14 protein-coding genes, 2 pseudogenes and 1 other annotated feature are annotated in these 16,910 nt (G+C 49.4%); of the genes and pseudogenes, 5 read left to right on the plus strand and 11 right to left on the minus strand.

Annotated elements, in window-relative coordinates:
* Positions 1-379 precede the first annotated feature (379 nt).
* The 3 genes from clpB to rluD all read right to left on the minus strand — a co-directional run bounded on the left by clpB (position 380) and on the right by rluD (position 4,791).
* A complete protein-coding gene (clpB, locus tag F4V61_RS15420) occupies positions 380-2,953 on the minus strand; it encodes an ATP-dependent chaperone ClpB (RefSeq protein ID WP_079833300.1) in 2,574 nt (857 codons plus the stop codon).
* Positions 2,954-3,082: 129 nt separating this feature from the next.
* Positions 3,083-3,814: a purine nucleoside phosphorylase YfiH gene (yfiH, locus tag F4V61_RS15425; protein WP_079782298.1), complete on the minus strand. Its 732-nt coding sequence runs from the start codon at positions 3,812-3,814 to the stop codon at positions 3,083-3,085.
* The gene (gene rluD, locus F4V61_RS15430) at positions 3,811-4,791 is read right to left on the minus strand and encodes a 23S rRNA pseudouridine(1911/1915/1917) synthase RluD (protein WP_038394806.1); all 981 of its coding nucleotides are present in this window, start codon (positions 4,789-4,791) and stop codon (positions 3,811-3,813) included. Before rluD ends, yfiH begins: the two co-directional genes overlap by 4 nt.
* Positions 4,792-4,922: 131 nt before the next feature.
* Here rluD and bamD point away from each other — a divergent pair, with 131 nt between their 5' ends.
* Positions 4,923-5,660, plus strand: a complete 738-nt coding sequence (gene bamD, locus F4V61_RS15435; RefSeq protein WP_000197658.1) for an outer membrane protein assembly factor BamD — start codon at positions 4,923-4,925, stop codon at positions 5,658-5,660.
* A 271-nt stretch (positions 5,661-5,931) separates the two neighbouring features.
* The gene (gene raiA, locus F4V61_RS15440; RefSeq protein ID WP_000178449.1) at positions 5,932-6,270 is read left to right on the plus strand and encodes a ribosome-associated translation inhibitor RaiA; all 339 of its coding nucleotides are present in this window, start codon (positions 5,932-5,934) and stop codon (positions 6,268-6,270) included.
* 487 nt (positions 6,271-6,757) lie between these two features.
* On the opposite strand, the gene F4V61_RS15445 is transcribed toward raiA, so the two are convergent.
* Positions 6,758-7,411, minus strand: a complete 654-nt coding sequence (locus tag F4V61_RS15445; RefSeq protein ID WP_001021386.1) for an EspJ family T3SS effector ADP-ribosyltransferase — start codon at positions 7,409-7,411, stop codon at positions 6,758-6,760.
* Between the two features lie 575 nt (positions 7,412-7,986).
* Positions 7,987-8,112 (plus strand) — a sequence feature (Phe leader region).
* A 21-nt stretch (positions 8,113-8,133) separates the two neighbouring features.
* Between F4V61_RS15445 and pheA the strand changes: the two genes are divergently transcribed.
* Positions 8,134-9,294, plus strand: a complete 1,161-nt coding sequence (gene pheA / locus F4V61_RS15450; RefSeq protein WP_038394804.1) for a bifunctional chorismate mutase/prephenate dehydratase — start codon at positions 8,134-8,136, stop codon at positions 9,292-9,294.
* Here pheA and F4V61_RS15455 read toward each other — a convergent pair.
* From F4V61_RS15455 to aroF, 3 genes are read right to left on the minus strand one after another with little or no spacing between them, the layout of a single operon-like run.
* Positions 9,255-10,163: an SMP-30/gluconolactonase/LRE family protein gene (locus F4V61_RS15455; protein WP_038394802.1), complete on the minus strand. Its 909-nt coding sequence runs from the start codon at positions 10,161-10,163 to the stop codon at positions 9,255-9,257. The genes pheA and F4V61_RS15455 overlap by 40 nt on opposite strands.
* Positions 10,164-10,220: 57 nt before the next feature.
* Complete coding sequence (gene tyrA / locus F4V61_RS15460) at positions 10,221-11,342, minus strand: bifunctional chorismate mutase/prephenate dehydrogenase (RefSeq protein WP_038394800.1); 1,122 nt, start codon at positions 11,340-11,342, stop codon at positions 10,221-10,223.
* A 9-nt stretch (positions 11,343-11,351) separates the two neighbouring features.
* Positions 11,352-12,422, minus strand: a complete 1,071-nt coding sequence (gene aroF, locus F4V61_RS15465) for a 3-deoxy-7-phosphoheptulonate synthase AroF (RefSeq protein WP_001168062.1) — start codon at positions 12,420-12,422, stop codon at positions 11,352-11,354.
* 440 nt (positions 12,423-12,862) lie between these two features.
* Here aroF and F4V61_RS15470 point away from each other — a divergent pair.
* A pseudogene (locus tag F4V61_RS15470) lies at positions 12,863-13,381 on the plus strand (YfiR family protein).
* Positions 13,374-14,593: pseudogene (gene dgcN, locus F4V61_RS15475) on the plus strand (diguanylate cyclase DgcN). Before F4V61_RS15470 ends, dgcN begins: the two co-directional pseudogenes overlap by 8 nt.
* Before the next feature lie 155 nt (positions 14,594-14,748).
* Here dgcN and rplS read toward each other — a convergent pair.
* Genes rplS through rpsP form a run of 4 tightly spaced genes read right to left on the minus strand, consistent with a single transcriptional unit; the run spans position 14,749 to position 16,764 of the window.
* Positions 14,749-15,096, minus strand: coding sequence for a 50S ribosomal protein L19 (gene rplS, locus F4V61_RS15480; RefSeq protein WP_000065257.1), 348 nt, complete (start codon positions 15,094-15,096; stop codon positions 14,749-14,751).
* Positions 15,097-15,136: 40 nt separating this feature from the next.
* Positions 15,137-15,904 carry a tRNA (guanosine(37)-N1)-methyltransferase TrmD gene (gene trmD, locus F4V61_RS15485; RefSeq protein WP_038394799.1) on the minus strand — a complete coding sequence of 256 codons (768 nt, stop codon included), beginning with the start codon at positions 15,902-15,904 and terminating at the stop codon, positions 15,137-15,139.
* Positions 15,905-15,948: 44 nt separating this feature from the next.
* Complete coding sequence (gene rimM, locus F4V61_RS15490; RefSeq protein ID WP_038394797.1) at positions 15,949-16,497, minus strand: ribosome maturation factor RimM; 549 nt, start codon at positions 16,495-16,497, stop codon at positions 15,949-15,951.
* 18 nt (positions 16,498-16,515) lie between these two features.
* Positions 16,516-16,764, minus strand: coding sequence for a 30S ribosomal protein S16 (gene rpsP / locus F4V61_RS15495; protein WP_000256453.1), 249 nt, complete (start codon positions 16,762-16,764; stop codon positions 16,516-16,518).
* Positions 16,765-16,910: the final 146 nt, after the last annotated feature.

Genomic DNA, 16,910 nt, shown 5'->3' on the forward strand with positions numbered 1-16,910 from the left:
TCTTGCGACGTCAAGAATCCGTATCTTCGAGTGCCCACACAGATTGTCTGATAAATTGTTAAAGAGCAGGTGCGACGCGGCTTTCAGCTCACCGTCGCGAGGTGGCGTATATTACGCTTTCCTCTTTTTGAGTCAAGCCTTTATTTTCGCTTTCCTCACAGACTTCTTAACGAAGCCTTTCTGACCCGGCGGCCTGTATGCCGTTGTTCCGTGTCAGTGGTGGCGCATTATAGGGAGTTATTTGGACCTGACAAGACTTAAATGCAAAAAAAAGCTCAACCGTTCACTTTTCAAACAAGACCTGCACCAAAAGCTTATTTCTGCCTGGTTTTTAAACAAAAACGAGCCCATCAGGGCCCGTTTTATTCAAATTTGTGACTTACTGCACTGCCACAATACGATCATCACTGGCTTCAAGGCGAATCACTTTGCCAGGAACCAGTTCACCAGACAGGATTTGCTGCGCCAGTGGATTCTCGATCTGCTGCTGGATGGCGCGTTTCAACGGACGCGCCCCGTAGACCGGATCGTAACCGTTGGCGCTCAGCAGTTTTAGCGCATTGTCGGAGATATGGATTTCATAACCACGCTCTTCCAGACGTTTGTACAAACGCTGCAACTGTATCTGAGCAATAGCAGCAATGTGTTGTTCACCTAACGGATGGAATACCACCACTTCATCGATACGGTTGATGAATTCCGGACGGAAGTTGTGGCTAACTACACCCAGCACCATCTCTTTCATCCGACCGTAATCCAGTTCGCCAAAACGCTCCTGAATGAGATCGGAACCGAGGTTAGAGGTCATAATAACTACCGTATTTCGGAAGTCGACCGTTCTCCCCTGTCCGTCGGTCAGACGGCCATCGTCCAACACCTGCAACAGAATGTTAAAGACATCCGGATGCGCTTTTTCCACTTCATCCAGCAAGATGACGGAATAAGGACGACGGCGTACCGCTTCCGTCAAATAACCGCCTTCTTCATAGCCGACATATCCCGGAGGCGCCCCGACCAGACGAGACACGGAGTGTTTCTCCATAAACTCAGACATGTCGATACGCACCATCGCGTCGTCGCTGTCGAACATAAAGTTAGCCAGCGCTTTACACAGTTCGGTTTTACCGACCCCGGTTGGCCCGAGGAACAGGAACGAGCCAATCGGACGGTTTGGATCGGACAGCCCCGCGCGGCTGCGACGGATAGCATTCGATACCGCCTCAACGGCTTCATTCTGCCCAATCACACGGCTGTGCAGTTCCTGCTCCATACGCAGCAGTTTCTCACGCTCACCTTCCAGCATTCTGGCAACCGGAATACCGGTCCAGCGCGCCAGCACTTCGGCAATTTCCGCATCCGTCACTTTGTTACGCAACAGACGCATAGTTTTGCCTTCAGACTGGGTAGCAGCTTCCAGTTGTTTTTCCAGCTCCGGAATTTTGCCGTATTGCAGTTCGGACATCCGCGCCAGGTCGCCAACACGACGCGCCTGCTCAATGGCGATCTTCGCCTGCTCCAGCTCTGCTTTAATAGTTTGCGTACCAGAGAGTGACGCTTTTTCCGCTTTCCACTCTTCTTCTAACTCAGAGTACTGACGCTCTTTATCGTCCAGTTCTTCATTCAGCATATCGAGACGTTTTTTGCTCGCCTCGTCAGACTCTTTCATTAGCGCCTGCTGCTCCAGTTTAAGCTGGATAATGCGGCGGTCGAGTCTGTCCAGTTCCTCCGGCTTGGAGTCAATCTGCATACGAATGCTGGATGCCGCTTCATCAATGAGGTCAATAGCCTTATCCGGCAACTGGCGGTCGGCAATGTAACGGTGAGAAAGCGTTGCTGCCGCGACAATCGCCGGGTCGGTGATCTGCACATGGTGGTGCAGTTCGTAACGCTCTTTTAAACCACGCAGAATGGCGATGGTATCTTCAACGCTTGGCTCGGCCACAAACACTTTCTGGAAACGACGCTCAAGAGCGGCATCTTTTTCGATGTACTGACGATACTCATCCAGCGTAGTGGCGCCCACACAGTGCAGCTCCCCGCGCGCAAGCGCCGGTTTCAGCATGTTCCCGGCATCCATCGCGCCATCGGCTTTACCGGCGCCCACCATGGTGTGCAATTCGTCGATAAACAGGATGACATTACCTTCCTGTTTGGCGAGATCGTTCAATACGCCCTTCAGACGTTCTTCAAACTCACCGCGGTATTTCGCCCCGGCTACCAGCGCGCCCATATCAAGCGCTAGTACGCGGCGGCCTTTTAAGCCTTCGGGGACCTCTCCATTAATAATGCGCTGAGCCAGTCCTTCAACAATAGCGGTTTTACCGACGCCCGGTTCACCGATCAATACCGGGTTGTTTTTAGTCCGACGTTGCAGTACCTGAATGGTACGGCGAATTTCTTCATCACGACCAATCACCGGGTCAAGCTTGCCTTGTTCAGCCCGCTCGGTCAGATCGACGGTATATTTTTTCAAGGCCTGACGTTGGTCTTCAGCCCCTTGATCGTTCACACTTTCACCTCCGCGCATCTGTTCAATTGCCTGAGTAATATTGCCGGTGGTCGCACCGGCTGATTTCAGCAGATCGGTTAGCGTTCCGCGAGACTCAAGCGCCGCCAGAACAAACAACTCTGACGAAATAAAATTGTCCCCCCGTTTTTGCGCCAGCTTGTCGCAAAGGTTCAGTACGCGTACTAGTTCCGAAGAAGGCTGTACGTCGCCGCCGGTGCCTTCCACCTGCGGTAAACGGCTCAGCGCCTGATCGATGGCGGTGCGCAACTGGCCAGCATTAATGCCGGCAGACGTTAATAAAGGACGTACCGATCCCCCTTCCTGATTCAGCAAGGCGCTCATTAAATGAAGAGGTTCGATGAATTGGTTGTCGTGCCCCAGCGCAAGCGACTGGGCATCGGCAAGAGCAAGCTGGAATTTGTTAGTAAGACGATCCAGACGCATAACTCCTCCCATAACAGGTCAAAATTGCTACTGGAGATTAAATGAGGTCATCCCTCAATTATTCAAGGTAAATGACCTGAATTATGTGAAAAGAAAGTTACCCGTACCGGATCGTCTTGATTCTTTAGGTTATATCAGCCAAATAAAACTTGCCATACGACCTGTCGTCTTGTCGCGACGATAAGAGAAGAAAGTCTCGCTTTCGCTAAAGGTGCAGCGATCCCCGCCATAGACGTGTGCAACGCCGGTATTCGCCAGACGTTGGCGTGCAAGCTGATAAATATTCGCCAGAAATTTTTCCCCATGCGCCAAGAATGCGCTATCGGCTTGCGCATCTTTTACTAAAAACGCGTCGCGCACTTCCGGCCCTACTTCAAAAGCGGCCGGGCCGATCGCCGGACCTAACCAGGCGATGATATTTTCTGGTTTATCAGCAAAGCAGGCGACAGTTTCCTCCAGTACGCCTTCACATAATCCGCGCCAGCCCGCATGGGCCGCCGCCACTTCTGTTCCCTCACGATTACAGAATAGCACAGGCAGACAATCTGCCGTCATTACAGCGCAGACGGTCCCTGGCGTATTGCTGTAAGACGCATCCGCACGTTTGGATGCGTAAGGTTCGCCGGTAAGCCTCAACACATTTTTACCATGAACCTGTTCAAGCCATACGGGTTTCGAAGGCAGATTGCCCGCCGCAAACAGACGCTTACGGTTCTCTTCAACATGCGCCGGGTTATCGCCACAATGCGCGCCCAGATTCAGTGAATCGTAAGGCGGCAAACTCATCCCGCCAATACGGGTAGAACTACAGGCTGCAACACCTTTCGGCAGCGGCCACTGCGGGACAATCAACACATTCATAACCAGTCCACATCATCTTTATGTTCTTCGAAATCGGCGCGCATCGCATCGATAAGGTCCACCATATCCTGTGGAATCGGCGCGTGCCACTCCATTTCGATACCCGATACAGGATGGTAGAGACGCAGCATCGTTGCATGAAGCGCCTGGCGGTCGAACTTACGCAGCGTGGAAATAAACGCTTCCGATGCGCCTTTCGGTGGACGTGGACGACCGCCATAGACCTGATCGCCTACCAGCGGATGCGTAATATGCGCCATATGCACGCGGATCTGGTGCGTGCGTCCGGTCTCCAGACGCAGCCTAAGACGCGTATGCACACGGAAATGTTCCATAATGCGGTAGTGAGTCACCGCCGGTTTGCCCATCGGATGAACCGACATATGGGTACGTTTGGTCGGGTGACGGCTGATAGGTTCATTCACCGTTCCTCCCGCCGTCATATGTCCGATCGCGACCGCTTCATATTCACGGGTGATTTCGCGTAGCTGCAAAGACTCCACCAGACGTGTTTGCGCCGGAACGGTTTTCGCCACTACCATTAGCCCCGTCGTGTCCTTATCCAGACGATGCACAATGCCCGCGCGGGGAACATCAGCAATCGGCGGATAGTAATGCAGCAGCGCGTTCAGTACCGTACCGTCCGGGTTACCGGCGCCCGGATGCACAACTAAATCACGCGGCTTGTTGATAACAAGGATATCGTCATCTTCATAAACAATATCTAACGGGATATCCTGCGCTTCAAAACGAATCTCTTCGTCGATCTCCGCATCAATAGCCACCTGTTCGCCGCCTAACACTTTTTCTTTTGGTTTATCGCAAAGTTGGCCATTGACCAGCACGCGCTGGTTCAAAATCCATTCTTTTATACGCGAACGTGAATAATCCGGGAACATTTCGGCCAAAGCCTGATCTAAGCGTTGACCGAGTTGGTTTTCGGAGATCGTTGCGGTGAGTTGTACTCGTTGTGCCATATACAGCTTCTTTGTTTAACGTTGGGTTTTACGGCTTTGCCGTTTAATATAGTGTGCTATTGTAGCTGGTCTTAACCGGGAGCAGGAACAGAGAATCTCCCGTAAAACATTTTGAGGAAAGTCAAAACGTCATGACGCGCATGAAATATCTGGTGGCAGCAGCCACGTTGAGCCTGTTTCTGGCGGGTTGCTCGGGTTCAAAGGAAGAGGTGCCCGATAATCCACCTAATGAAATCTACGCGACTGCTCAGCAAAAGCTGCAGGACGGTAACTGGAAACAGGCAATAACGCAATTGGAAGCGTTAGATAACCGCTATCCATTCGGACCGTATTCTCAGCAGGTGCAGTTGGATCTTATCTACGCCTATTATAAAAACGCCGATTTGCCGCTGGCGCAGGCCGCTATCGATCGTTTTATGCGTCTTAATCCAACGCACCCTAACATTGACTACGTCATGTACATGCGAGGCCTTACTAACATGGCGCTGGATGATAGCGCGCTGCAAGGTTTCTTTGGCGTCGATCGCAGCGATCGTGATCCGCAGCATGCGCGGGCGGCGTTCAATGACTTTTCGAAACTGGTACGCAATTATCCTAATAGCCAGTATACGACCGACGCCACTAAGCGTCTCGTATTCCTGAAAGACCGTCTGGCTAAATATGAATATTCCGTCGCAGAGTACTATACCGCACGCGGCGCATGGGTGGCGGTCGTAAACCGGGTAGAAGGTATGCTGCGCAATTATCCTGATACGCAGGCCACGCGCGACGCGCTGCCGCTGATGGAAAACGCCTATCGTCAGATGCAGTTGAATGCGCAGGCTGACAAAGTAGCGAAAATTATTGCCGCTAACAGCAAAAATACCTGAAGTAATACAGACAAGCAAAACGGCAGCCATCCGGCTGCCATTTTTTATTTGGTTATCTCATGCAACAGAAATGATTTCACTGCAACGCATCCTGTCAAATATGGCCTGCTTTCAAGCATTCCTCAAGTAAAAGATCGCTTCTTCCTGCGATGCCTCACAAAAAGCTCTCCTTGACAAAAAGTGACAAAATAATGTGATTTGCATCACGCATTTTGACATTGGGAACGGTATGCTGGAATCACCAAGACGGGAAAGACAAGAGGTAAAACTTATGACAATGAACATTACCAGTAAACAAATGGAAATTACTCCGGCAATCCGCCAACATGTCGCAGACCGTCTCGCCAAGCTGGAAAAATGGCAAACTCACCTGATTAATCCCCATATCATCCTGTCCAAAGAGCCTCAGGGTTTTATTGCCGACGCCACCATCAATACGCCGAACGGGCATCTGGTCGCCAGCGCAAAACACGAAGATATGTACACTGCTATTAATGAATTGATCAACAAGCTGGAACGGCAGCTCAATAAAGTGCAGCACAAAGGCGAAGCCCGTCGTGCCACCGCGTCGGTGAAGGATGCCAGCTTCGTCGAAGCAGAAGAAGAGTAATCCCTTACATTGAGTGTATCGCCAACGCGCCTTCGGGCGCGTTTTATTTCATCGTATCACAATGAAATAAAAGGATTTATTTCAACCAGCGTCCATATATTGATCACATCGGCAATAAAAATCTTGTTTTTAGATTTTTTCATATGGAGCTTAAAATGCAAGAGTCAGAAGGAAACCATTACATGAGCCACCATTTGCCGACGTCAGGCTTACTTGTACTCCTGAACTCACTCCCTTAATAGAAAAACACTTCAAAATTACGTCATCTGACAGATGTTGAAGCATGCGAATGTCTGATAGACAAACTGGTATCAGTGGTAGTGGCACTAAAGCGACACAATCCTTAAATTGCATAAAAAATTTCTTATAAATTTTAAAGCCCCGGTTAACGAGGCTCTAATTTCCTGGTTTAATACTAATTAAACCGCCATAAATTTCAGCACCATCCTATTCATGTTTAATCCCCATCCAGATGATACATACATATCTATTTTTTGTTCACTGGATAAATATCAACATTGACTTTTGTCGTTTCCGGAAGAGTTATGATAAACGGCTGACCTAATCTTAATGAACATGTTTCATCTGGATAAACTTTCGCACCTTTATCAAGAAGTTCTTTTAACGGTGCAACTACCCAGCTTTTATCCCCATTACCTCCGTATTGTTTCTGCAAATTATCGGAGTTTAGAATTTTATTGTTAAAGTCATTTCTTTCCATCAGCATAACATTCATGGCATTTCTACACTCTTTTTTTGCTATATCGGATGATAATTCAACTCTTCCCATAGAAATACCAAGATAATTTTGATAGGGATTATACCAGTCTCTTACTTTTGCCACAGTCTCTTTATGCCCTTGTATTGTCTTGTTTTTTAAATCTGTAAATTTATCCTCCTGAATTCTTACAGCAACAAAATTTTCCCTAATGTCTAAACGTGACAAAATCTCCTGTGTAATAACACGCTCTTTTGATAAATCTGCGCTTCTATATGTAAGTAACTCTGCAGATCCATTTTTCACATTTACTATCTTACTCCCCAATTTACTCGCTATATGTCCTTCTGAGACCGCGTATGACCTACCGCTCATACCCAACATACTGTTGAGGAATGAAAAACAGTTTTTTATAATATTCATTTTAAATAATCCTGCTTAAAATAATTTTTACAAGTTACAACAACCCTATATAACACATAACAACTCACAATGGATGTCAATAAAAGCTTAATATATGTATATAGTACTATAAGTTGTATGCGTTATCTCCTCCATTCCCCAGAAATGTAAAACTGCAGATGTATATTTCCGGCCTGTAAAAGCGACCAGGCACCAGTAATTGTGTAGAAAATGTTGGTATCAAAAATAGACAACATCCTCTATTAAGGTCATGTTGAACTGTTGAGCTTATGTTACGAGAGCCACCACGGCTACTGTTAATAAAGTGAATCACCACGGATAATCTGGACACTTCCGAGCCGTTGATGGAGTACCCTGAGCCCATAGACAAATCTGGCCTATGCGCGGTAGTGCCCCGATAATGTCCACTGGCTTAATGATTTTAGAGAGAAATAGGGGTGATAAATAATTAATAACCAATTGATTTTCATAAATAAACTTTTTCACCCTCTTGCAATTGCGCCTTCGGCGCACGTTTTTTATTGACAGGATTAAAACAGTACGGATACTGTCTTTACGTACACAAAGGAAACAGTTATGCAACTAGCTCAGTTTTTCTTCGCATTCTTTTTTACCTTCCCCTGATCGGGAGGCGTTTCGTCATGTGATAAAGAATGCGAAGACGAACAAGAAGGCCTCCCACACCGGGGGGCTTTTTTATTGATAACAAAAAAGGCAACACTATGACATCGGAAAACCCGTTACTGGCGCTGCGAGATAAAATAAGCGCTTTAGACGAAGAGTTACTGGTCTTATTGGCAAAACGACGCGCGCTGGCGATTGAAGTGGGACAAGCGAAGCTACTGTCACATCGTCCGGTTCGGGATATCGATCGTGAACGCGCGCTGCTGGACAGGCTCATCCATCTCGGTAAAGCCCACCATCTCGACGCACACTACATTACCCGTCTGTTCCAGCTTATCATTGAAGACTCCGTGCTTACTCAACAGGCGCTGCTGCAACAACATCTGAATAATACCCACCCTCATTCGGCACGCATTGCGTTTCTTGGGCCGAAAGGCTCTTATTCTCATCTCGCGGCGCGCCAGTATGCCGCACGTCATTTTGAGCAATTTATTGAGAGCGGCTGCGCAAAATTCGCCGATATTTTTCATCAGGTCGAAACTGGCCAGGCCGATTACGCCGTAGTACCGATAGAGAATACCAGCTCCGGCGCCATCAACGATGTGTACGATTTATTGCAACACACCAGTCTGTCGATTGTCGGTGAGATGACCGTAACTATCGATCACTGCATACTGGTTTCCGGCGCCACGGATCTGAATACCATCGAAACGGTGTACAGCCATCCGCAGCCGTTCCAGCAGTGTAGTAAGTTTTTGAGCCGTTATCCGCACTGGAAAATCGACTATACCGAAAGTACGTCGGCAGCGATGGAAAAAGTCGCGCAGGCGAACTCTCCGCGCGTCGCGGCGCTCGGCAGTGAGGCAGGCGGCACGTTGCACGGTTTACAGGTGCTGGAACGCATCGCCGCAAACCAGACGCAGAATATTACCCGCTTTCTGGTACTGGCGCGCAAAGCCATCAACGTTTCCGATCAGGTTCCGGCAAAAACCACTCTGTTAATCGCCACCGGGCAGCAGGCTGGCGCGCTGGTTGAAGCGTTGCTGGTGCTGCGAAACCACAATCTCATCATGACAAAGCTGGAGTCGCGCCCAATTCACGGCAATCCGTGGGAAGAGATGTTTTATCTCGATATCCAGGCGAACCTGGAGTCGCAGGTAATGCAAAGCTCGCTAAAAGAGCTGGGCGAGATCACACGCTCAATGAAAGTACTTGGCTGCTATCCCAGCGAAAACGTCGTGCCGGTAGAACCTGCCTGACGTTCAATAAAGCGGCTTTTCTTCATCCCTGCGACGGTTACCTGCAGGGTGAAGATGGCGCCTGAGAGCGGATAATCCGCCACTTCCTGAGCAGACATATTTTCTCTGGTAGTCGTAATAAACAACGTTTTCATGTCTGCGCCGCCAAAGCAAACCATCGTCGGACAACGTACCGGCAACCGGTACTCTTCCAGTTGCTCTCCTTGCGGTGAGAAACGCGCTACGCGCCAGCCGTCAAACATCGCGCTCCAGTAGCACCCTTCGCTATCCATCGCCGCGCCGTCGGGAAGCCCTTCTCCCTCGCCAAAATGGCGAAAAGGTTCACGCTTACCCGGTTCGCCATGCTTGTCAAGTGACGTGCGGTAAATCACGCCATTCGGCGTATCGGAGGTATACATCCATTGGTTATCCGGGCTGAACGCCAGGCCGTTGTGTCCCTGGATATCGCACTGAATCACTTTTGCCGTCAGGTCATGATCAATCCGCATCAGCATCGCGCCATTATAGTCACCCGGCGCCCAGAACGTCCCGGCATAAAAACGCCCATCGCCATCAGTGCCGCCATCGTTGAAACGCGCCAGTTTCGGGTTAGAGGGATTGTCGCAGACCTTACACTGTAATAAACCATTTTTGTCGGCCAACCAGATAGCGTTACGCATAGCGACAATAAATCCGCCCTGTTCACGCAGAGCAAAACAGCCGACCTTTTCCGGAAACGCGAGAACGCTATGCGCCCCGCTCGCCGGGTGATAACGATGGATCTCCTTTTCCAGGATATCGGTCCAATACAACGCGCCTTCATCCTCGCTCCAGGTAGGGCATTCTGGTAAATGTCCAACATAATCAAATAAAACGTGCGGCGTGGTCATAACGTTTCCTTAAACGAAAAAAGCCAGCAGTGCTGACTTTCAGTATATACATTATCGCTATTGTCGACTGTCATTCGCCTGACGCAACAATACGCGGCTTTCATTATGGAAACGTCTGGCGTAGTCGCCAAACCAGTGTTCAACTTTGCGAAAACTGTCGATAAAAGCCTGCTTATCGCCCTGCTCCAGTAAAGCGATCGCATCACCAAAACGTTTATAGTAACGCTTGATAAGCGCCAGATTGCGCTTCGACGACATAATAATGTCAGCATACAGTTGTGGGTCCTGGGCGAACAAACGCCCGACCATCGCCAGTTCCAGGCGATAAATCGGCGATGATAGCGCCAGAAGCTGCTCAAGCTGGACATTCTCTTCCGCCAGATGCAGCCCATAAGCGAAGGTAGCAAAGTGGCGCAGCGCCTGGATAAAAGCCATATTCTGATCGTGCTCGACGGCGCTAATCCGGTGCAGCCGCGCGCCCCACACCTGGATTTGCTCAAGGAACCACTGATACGCTTCCGGTTGACGACCATCACACCAGACCACCACCTGTTTCGCCAGGCTCCCGCTGTCCGGGCCAAACATTGGATGCAAGCCCAGCACAGGGCCATCATGGGCCGCCAACATTGCCTGCAACGGGCCGCTTTTCACCGATGCCAGATCGACCAGAATACAGTCGGACGGCAGGCGCGGCAGTTTGGCGATTACCTGTTCAGTAACATGAATCGGCACGCTGACGATCACCATTCCGGCATCGGCGACAATGTCCCCGGCGCGCGGCCAATCCTGCTGTTCCAGAATACGTACCTGATAGCCCGACAACGTAAGCATTTTTTCGAACAGACGCCCCATCTGTCCGCCGCCGCCGACAATGACGACCGGACGCAGCGAAGGACAAAGCGTTTTGAACCCCTTATCATTTTCGCTGGAGTAAGATTCACGCATTACCCGGCGCAAGACATCTTCAATGAGATCGGGCGGAACACCGATCGCTTCTGCTTCCGCCCGTCGCGAAGCCAGCATAGAGGCCTCACGCTCTGGCACGTAAATAGGCAGACCAAAACGGCTTTTCACCTCGCCGACTTCGGCGACCAGTTCCAGGCGCTTAGCCAGTAAATTCAGCAACGCTTTATCGACATCATCTATTTGATCGCGTAACGCGGTCAATTCAGCAACCATAACAACCTCTTATGCGACACGCACCGCCAGTTGGCCGCTCAAATCTTTATGAATCTCACGCAACAGGGCATCGGTCATTTCCCAGCTAATACACGCATCGGTGACGGAAACGCCATACTTCATTTCGCTGCGCGGCTGTTCGGAGGACTGGTTACCCTCATGAATATTACTTTCAATCATTAAGCCAATAATTGAACGATTGCCATCTTTAATCTGCGCAACCACAGATTCGGCAACGGCTGGCTGGCGGCGATAATCTTTATTGGAGTTACCATGACTGCAATCTACCATCAGCGAAGGACGTAGTCCCGCCTGTTCCATCTCTTTTTCACACTGAGCGACATCTGCCGGGCTATAATTTGGCGCTTTGCCACCACGCAGAATCACATGACCATGCGGATTTCCCTGAGTTTGCAATAACGCAACCTGACCGGCCTGGTTAATGCCAACAAAACGATGAGGTTGCGCAGCGGCGCGCATGGCGTTAATCGCTGTCGCCAGGCTGCCGTCCGTGCCGTTTTTAAAGCCGACCGGCATAGAAAGACCAGACGCCATTTCGCGGTGGGTTTGCGATTCGGTTGTACGCGCGCCTATCGCCGACCAGCTAAAGAGATCGCCCAGGTATTGCGGGCTGTTCGGATCCAACGCTTCGGTCGCCAATGGCAACCCCATATTCACCAGTTCCACCAGTAGCTGACGCGCTATTTTCAACCCGGCTTCCACATCAAATGAGCCATCCATGTGAGGATCGTTAATCAGTCCTTTCCAGCCGACGGTAGTCCGCGGCTTTTCAAAATAGACGCGCATTACCAGATAGAGGCTATCGCTGACCTCTGCGGCAAGGGCTTTAAATCGACGGGCATATTCCAGAGCGGTTTCAGGATCGTGGATAGAACAAGGACCGCATACCACCAACAGACGCGGATCGCGCCCGGCAATAATGTCAGAAATGATTCCTCGGGACTGCGCTATCTGCGCTTCCTGCGCCAGGCTCAACGGAAAGGCCGCTTTAAGCTGCTCCGGCGTCATTAATACCTGTTCATCGGTGATACGTACGTTATTCAGCGCGTCTTTTTGCATGATGGCGATCCTGTCTTTTCTTGTTTGCGATAGTTGATCCTCCACGAGGATGTTTAAACCATACCACAAAAAGTAAAGATTTCAATCCATCTTACGTAAAATAAAGTTTACACAACACATGAAACCAGATTAAAAACCTTCATTTCGTATCAAAAACTTTACACCACAAGTAAGTTATTTTATTCCCAGCCTCAGAAAAGCGGTAAAATGAGCAATGCTCGCCGTTTTTTTGATTATTTTTTCTGCGCACGCATAATTTTACTTTCTGATATACGGTGATTAATACTGTTATCACAAAAATTTAATATTAGGGATGTCATTTAAGCCATTCATATTATCAATAAGATATAATGACGATATGGCAAAATAATGTTATTTTGCTACAAACAATCACAGATGTATTTTAATGCTTTACGACTGAAGATGGTGGGGGCTTGTTAATGCGTTTTTCTCACCGATTTATCCTTCTGTTCTCGCTATTATTAGCAAGTTTGCCTCTGTATACTCAACGCGCCACGGAAGAAGAAAAATCCGTACGCGCCATCGTCTCCGGCATCATCAGTTATATACCCTGGCCGACGTTATCCGGCCCGCCAGGACTATGCATATTTTCATCTGCGCGTTTTGCCAGGGTGCTTAGCGAAGAGGCTGGCTGGGCTTTTCCTTATCAACCTCTTATCATCCATACAACACAAGAGACTCTGAGCGCCCGCTGTAATGGTTTTTACTTTGGTAATAAATTGGCATCTTAGCAAATGGGATTAACGTATCATTATCCAGTTAAGGCCTTGTTATTAATTGCCGAACAAAATACCGAATGTATTATTGGCAGCGTATTTTGTCTGATCATTAACAATAATGAAGTCAACTTTTCCGTCAATCCAGATTCTCTTTCGCATAGCGGCGTGAGGGTAAATCCAGAAGTATTAATGCTTGCACGGAATCAAAAGCATGAATAAGGAATTTTCTCTATCCAGACCAACATTTAAACGAACACTACGGCGGATTAGTATAATCAGCGTGCTGATCACGATGACATTGATCTGGCTATTAATTTGCGTTGCGTCTGTTCTTACGCTCAAACAGTATGCGCAAAAAAATCTCGGCTTAACCGCCGCCACGATAGCCCATAGCCTTGAAGCGGCGCTGGTGTTTTCCGATAACGCGGCCGCGGCGGAAACTCTCGCCATACCAGGACGCCAGGGACAATTTTCAGCGGCGGAGGCCCGCGATAAAAATGGCCGCATCATCGCCTCATGGCGCTATGACGCACAAGCCGCAGACGATAAGCTCATCGGTTTAATTAGCCATTGGCTTTTCCCTCTGCCGGTATCGCAACCGATCTGGCACAACGGTAGGACCATCGGCGAAGTGCGGCTCGTCGTCCGCGACAGCCTTATTAGCCATTTTATCTGGCTATCGCTGGCAGTGCTGACAGGATGTATCCTGCTGGCATCCGGCATTGCCCTGCTGCTCACGCGTTATTTACACAATGGCGTTGTGGATGCGCTGCAAAATATTACAGAAGTCGTACATGACGTTCGCACTAACCGAAATTTTTCACGCCGGGTACCTGATCAGCGTATTGAGGAATTTCACCTTTTTGCGCAGGATTTCAATAGCCTTCTGGATGAGATGGAAGAGTGGCAGCTACGGCTCAAGGCTAAAAACGCACAGTTACTGCGACCGCTCTGCACGATCCGCTGACGGGGCTCGCCAATCGTGCGGCATTTCGCAGTTGTATTAACACGCTGATGAAAGATAATTCCGCCTGTAGCAGTTCGGCATTATTATTTCTGGATGGCGATAATTTTAAATATATTAACGATACCTGGGGACATGCGGCAGGCGATCGCGTACTTATTGAGGTCGCCAAAAGATTAGCGGAATTTGCTGGTAACCGTTATCAGACTTACCGACTCGGCGGCGATGAATTTGCGATGGTGCTTTACGGTGTACATTCAGAGTATGAAGTACAGCGTATTTGCGCAGCGCTATCCCAGCTGTTTAATCGACCTTTTGAACTACATAACGGCCAGCGGATAACGATAAGTCTGAGTATTGTCTTCGCTCTGACATGGGAGCACACCTCTGCCGAAAAACTACAAGAACGGGCAGATCGAAATATGTATCAGGCTAAACACCAGAGTAGCGAACACCCGCTAAACTAAAGATCGATCCTGACCGTTTCTGACTCAACGTTGATATCACAGACCCAGCCTAATCATGAAACATTCTACGAATGCGGAGCCCCCATAAAAAAGGGGCCAGCATAATGCCAGCCCCTTGTTTTCTACAAGCTTTCGGATGTAGCGTGAATACGTTATCAGTTAAGACGCTCTTTGATACGAGCTGCTTTACCAGTACGCTCACGCAGGTAGTACAGTTTAGCTTTACGAACAGCACCACGACGTTTAACAGCAATGCTGTCAACTACCGGAGAGTGAGTCTGGAAGACACGCTCAACGCCTTCGCCGTTGGAAATTTTACGAACAGTGAATGCAGAGTGCAGACCGCGGTTACGAATAGCGATAACCACGCCCTCGAATGCCTGCAGACGTTTCTTGGTACCTTCAACAACCCATACTTTCACTTCCACGGTATCGCCCGGACGGAAGGAAGGTACGTTCTGCTTCATCTGCTCTTGTTCAAGTTGCTTAATAATGTTGCTCATAATTTAATCTCTTATCCTGGGTAAACTGATATTCGGGGGCCTATGCCATCCCATCATGTTTATGCTGCTGTTGCGCGTGTTCCATTTTGAACTCCGCCAGCAACCTTGCTTGCTCTTCAGTCAGAGCCAGGTTTTCCAGAAGTTCAGGTCTTCTAAGCCAGGTTCGGCCCAGCGACTGCTTCAAACGCCAGCGACGTATCTCGGCATGGTTTCCCGACAGCAATACCGGCGGTACTTCCATCCCCTCTAACACTTCAGGGCGCGTATAGTGCGGACAATCCAGCAATCCATCAGCAAACGAATCTTCGATTGCTGATGCCTCATGCCCCAGAACCCCCGGAATAAACCGGGCGACGGAGTCAATCAGCGTCATTGCCGGTAGTTCGCCACCGCTGAGAACGTAATCGCCAATTGACCATTCTTCGTGAATTTCGGTCTGAATTACGCGCTCATCTACGCCTTCGTAACGACCGCACACCAGAATCAGCTTCTGGTTTGTAGCCAGTTCGCTAACGCCCGCTTGATCAAGCTTGCGTCCCTGAGGTGACAGATAAATCACCTTTGCGCCTTCACCTGCCGCGGCTTTTGCTGCATGAATGGCGTCCCGCAAAGGTTGCACCATCATTAACATCCCTGGTCCGCCGCCGTAAGGACGATCGTCCACGGTACGGTGCCGGTCATACGCGAAGTCGCGAGGACTCCAGCTTTGGACGTTCAGCAGGCCTTTTTTTACTGCCCGGCCAGTTACCCCGTAATCAGTAATTGCGCGGAACATTTCAGGAAACAGGCTAACTATGCCAATAAACACAAGCCAATCCCCATAACGCCGCCTTTTACCGTTTATCCGGTGGTTTAAAAACCAGGATCCCAGTCTACTTCGATAGTACGAGTAGCGAGATCGACTTTCTTGATAACCTGCCCATCGAGGAACGGTACAAGTCGTTCCTTGATACCAAACGCATCTTTCAGGTTCGCCTTAATGACGAGAACGTCATTCGATCCGGTTTCCATCATGTCAATGACTTTACCGAGATCGTAGCCTTCAGCGGTGACTACCTGGCAACCCATCAGGTCTTTCCAGTAGTAGTCTCCCTCCTCAAGCGCAGGCAGTTGCGAGGAATCCACGACAATTTCGCAATTAGTCAGAAGATTCGCGGCATCTCGATCGTCAACGCCTTTCAGCTTGATGATCAGATCCTGATTGTGGTGCTTCCAGCTTTCAAGCTGTACCTGCTGCCACTGACCCGCCTTCTGGATAAACCAAGGCTGATAGTCAAAAATGCTTTCGGCGTCTTCAGTGGAGGAAAACACTCTGAGCCAACCACGAATACCGTATGAAGAACCCATTTTCCCCAGTACAACCGGTTCAGCGGGTACTTGTGCGGTGAGTTGCTTGCCCATCATGACCACCGTGACAGATTAAGCTGCTTTTTTTACTTCTTTGATCAACGCCGCAACGCGATCGGAAATGGTTGCGCCCTGGCCAACCCAATGAGCGATGCGATCCAGATCCAGGCGGGTGCCTTCTTCTTTTTCGCTGGCGATTGGGTTGAAGAAACCAACGCGCTCAATGAAGCGACCGTTGCGTGCATTACGGCTGTCGGTGACAACAACCTGGTAGAACGGACGCTTTTTAGCGCCGTGACGAGCTAAACGAATAGTTACCATAACATCCTCTTGTGTGAATAAAACACCGGGCCCCATCGAGGAACGGAGCCCGGCGTCATATTAAAAGCCCGAAAATTTTACTGATTTCTGGGGAAATTGCAATCAACAGTTAATAACTCTGCTGTAGAAGGCCGTCGGCGGCGCAG

The organism is Salmonella enterica subsp. arizonae (assembly GCF_008692845.1).
Classification (GTDB): domain Bacteria; phylum Pseudomonadota; class Gammaproteobacteria; order Enterobacterales; family Enterobacteriaceae; genus Salmonella; species Salmonella arizonae.

Coding starts and splice junctions, on each gene's coding strand:
- clpB (WP_079833300.1), bottom strand. CDS start 2,953: ATGCGTCTGGATCGTCTTACTAACAAATTCCAGCTTGCTCTTGCCGAT.
- yfiH (WP_079782298.1), bottom strand. CDS start 3,814: ATGAATGTGTTGATTGTCCCGCAGTGGCCGCTGCCGAAAGGTGTTGCA.
- rluD (WP_038394806.1), bottom strand. CDS start 4,791: ATGGCACAACGAGTACAACTCACCGCAACGATCTCCGAAAACCAACTC.
- bamD (WP_000197658.1), top strand. CDS start 4,923: ATGACGCGCATGAAATATCTGGTGGCAGCAGCCACGTTGAGCCTGTTT.
- raiA (WP_000178449.1), top strand. CDS start 5,932: ATGACAATGAACATTACCAGTAAACAAATGGAAATTACTCCGGCAATC.
- F4V61_RS15445 (WP_001021386.1), bottom strand. CDS start 7,411: ATGAATATTATAAAAAACTGTTTTTCATTCCTCAACAGTATGTTGGGT.
- pheA (WP_038394804.1), top strand. CDS start 8,134: ATGACATCGGAAAACCCGTTACTGGCGCTGCGAGATAAAATAAGCGCT.
- F4V61_RS15455 (WP_038394802.1), bottom strand. CDS start 10,163: ATGACCACGCCGCACGTTTTATTTGATTATGTTGGACATTTACCAGAA.
- tyrA (WP_038394800.1), bottom strand. CDS start 11,342: ATGGTTGCTGAATTGACCGCGTTACGCGATCAAATAGATGATGTCGAT.
- aroF (WP_001168062.1), bottom strand. CDS start 12,422: ATGCAAAAAGACGCGCTGAATAACGTACGTATCACCGATGAACAGGTA.
- rplS (WP_000065257.1), bottom strand. CDS start 15,096: ATGAGCAACATTATTAAGCAACTTGAACAAGAGCAGATGAAGCAGAAC.
- rimM (WP_038394797.1), bottom strand. CDS start 16,497: ATGGGCAAGCAACTCACCGCACAAGTACCCGCTGAACCGGTTGTACTG.
- rpsP (WP_000256453.1), bottom strand. CDS start 16,764: ATGGTAACTATTCGTTTAGCTCGTCACGGCGCTAAAAAGCGTCCGTTC.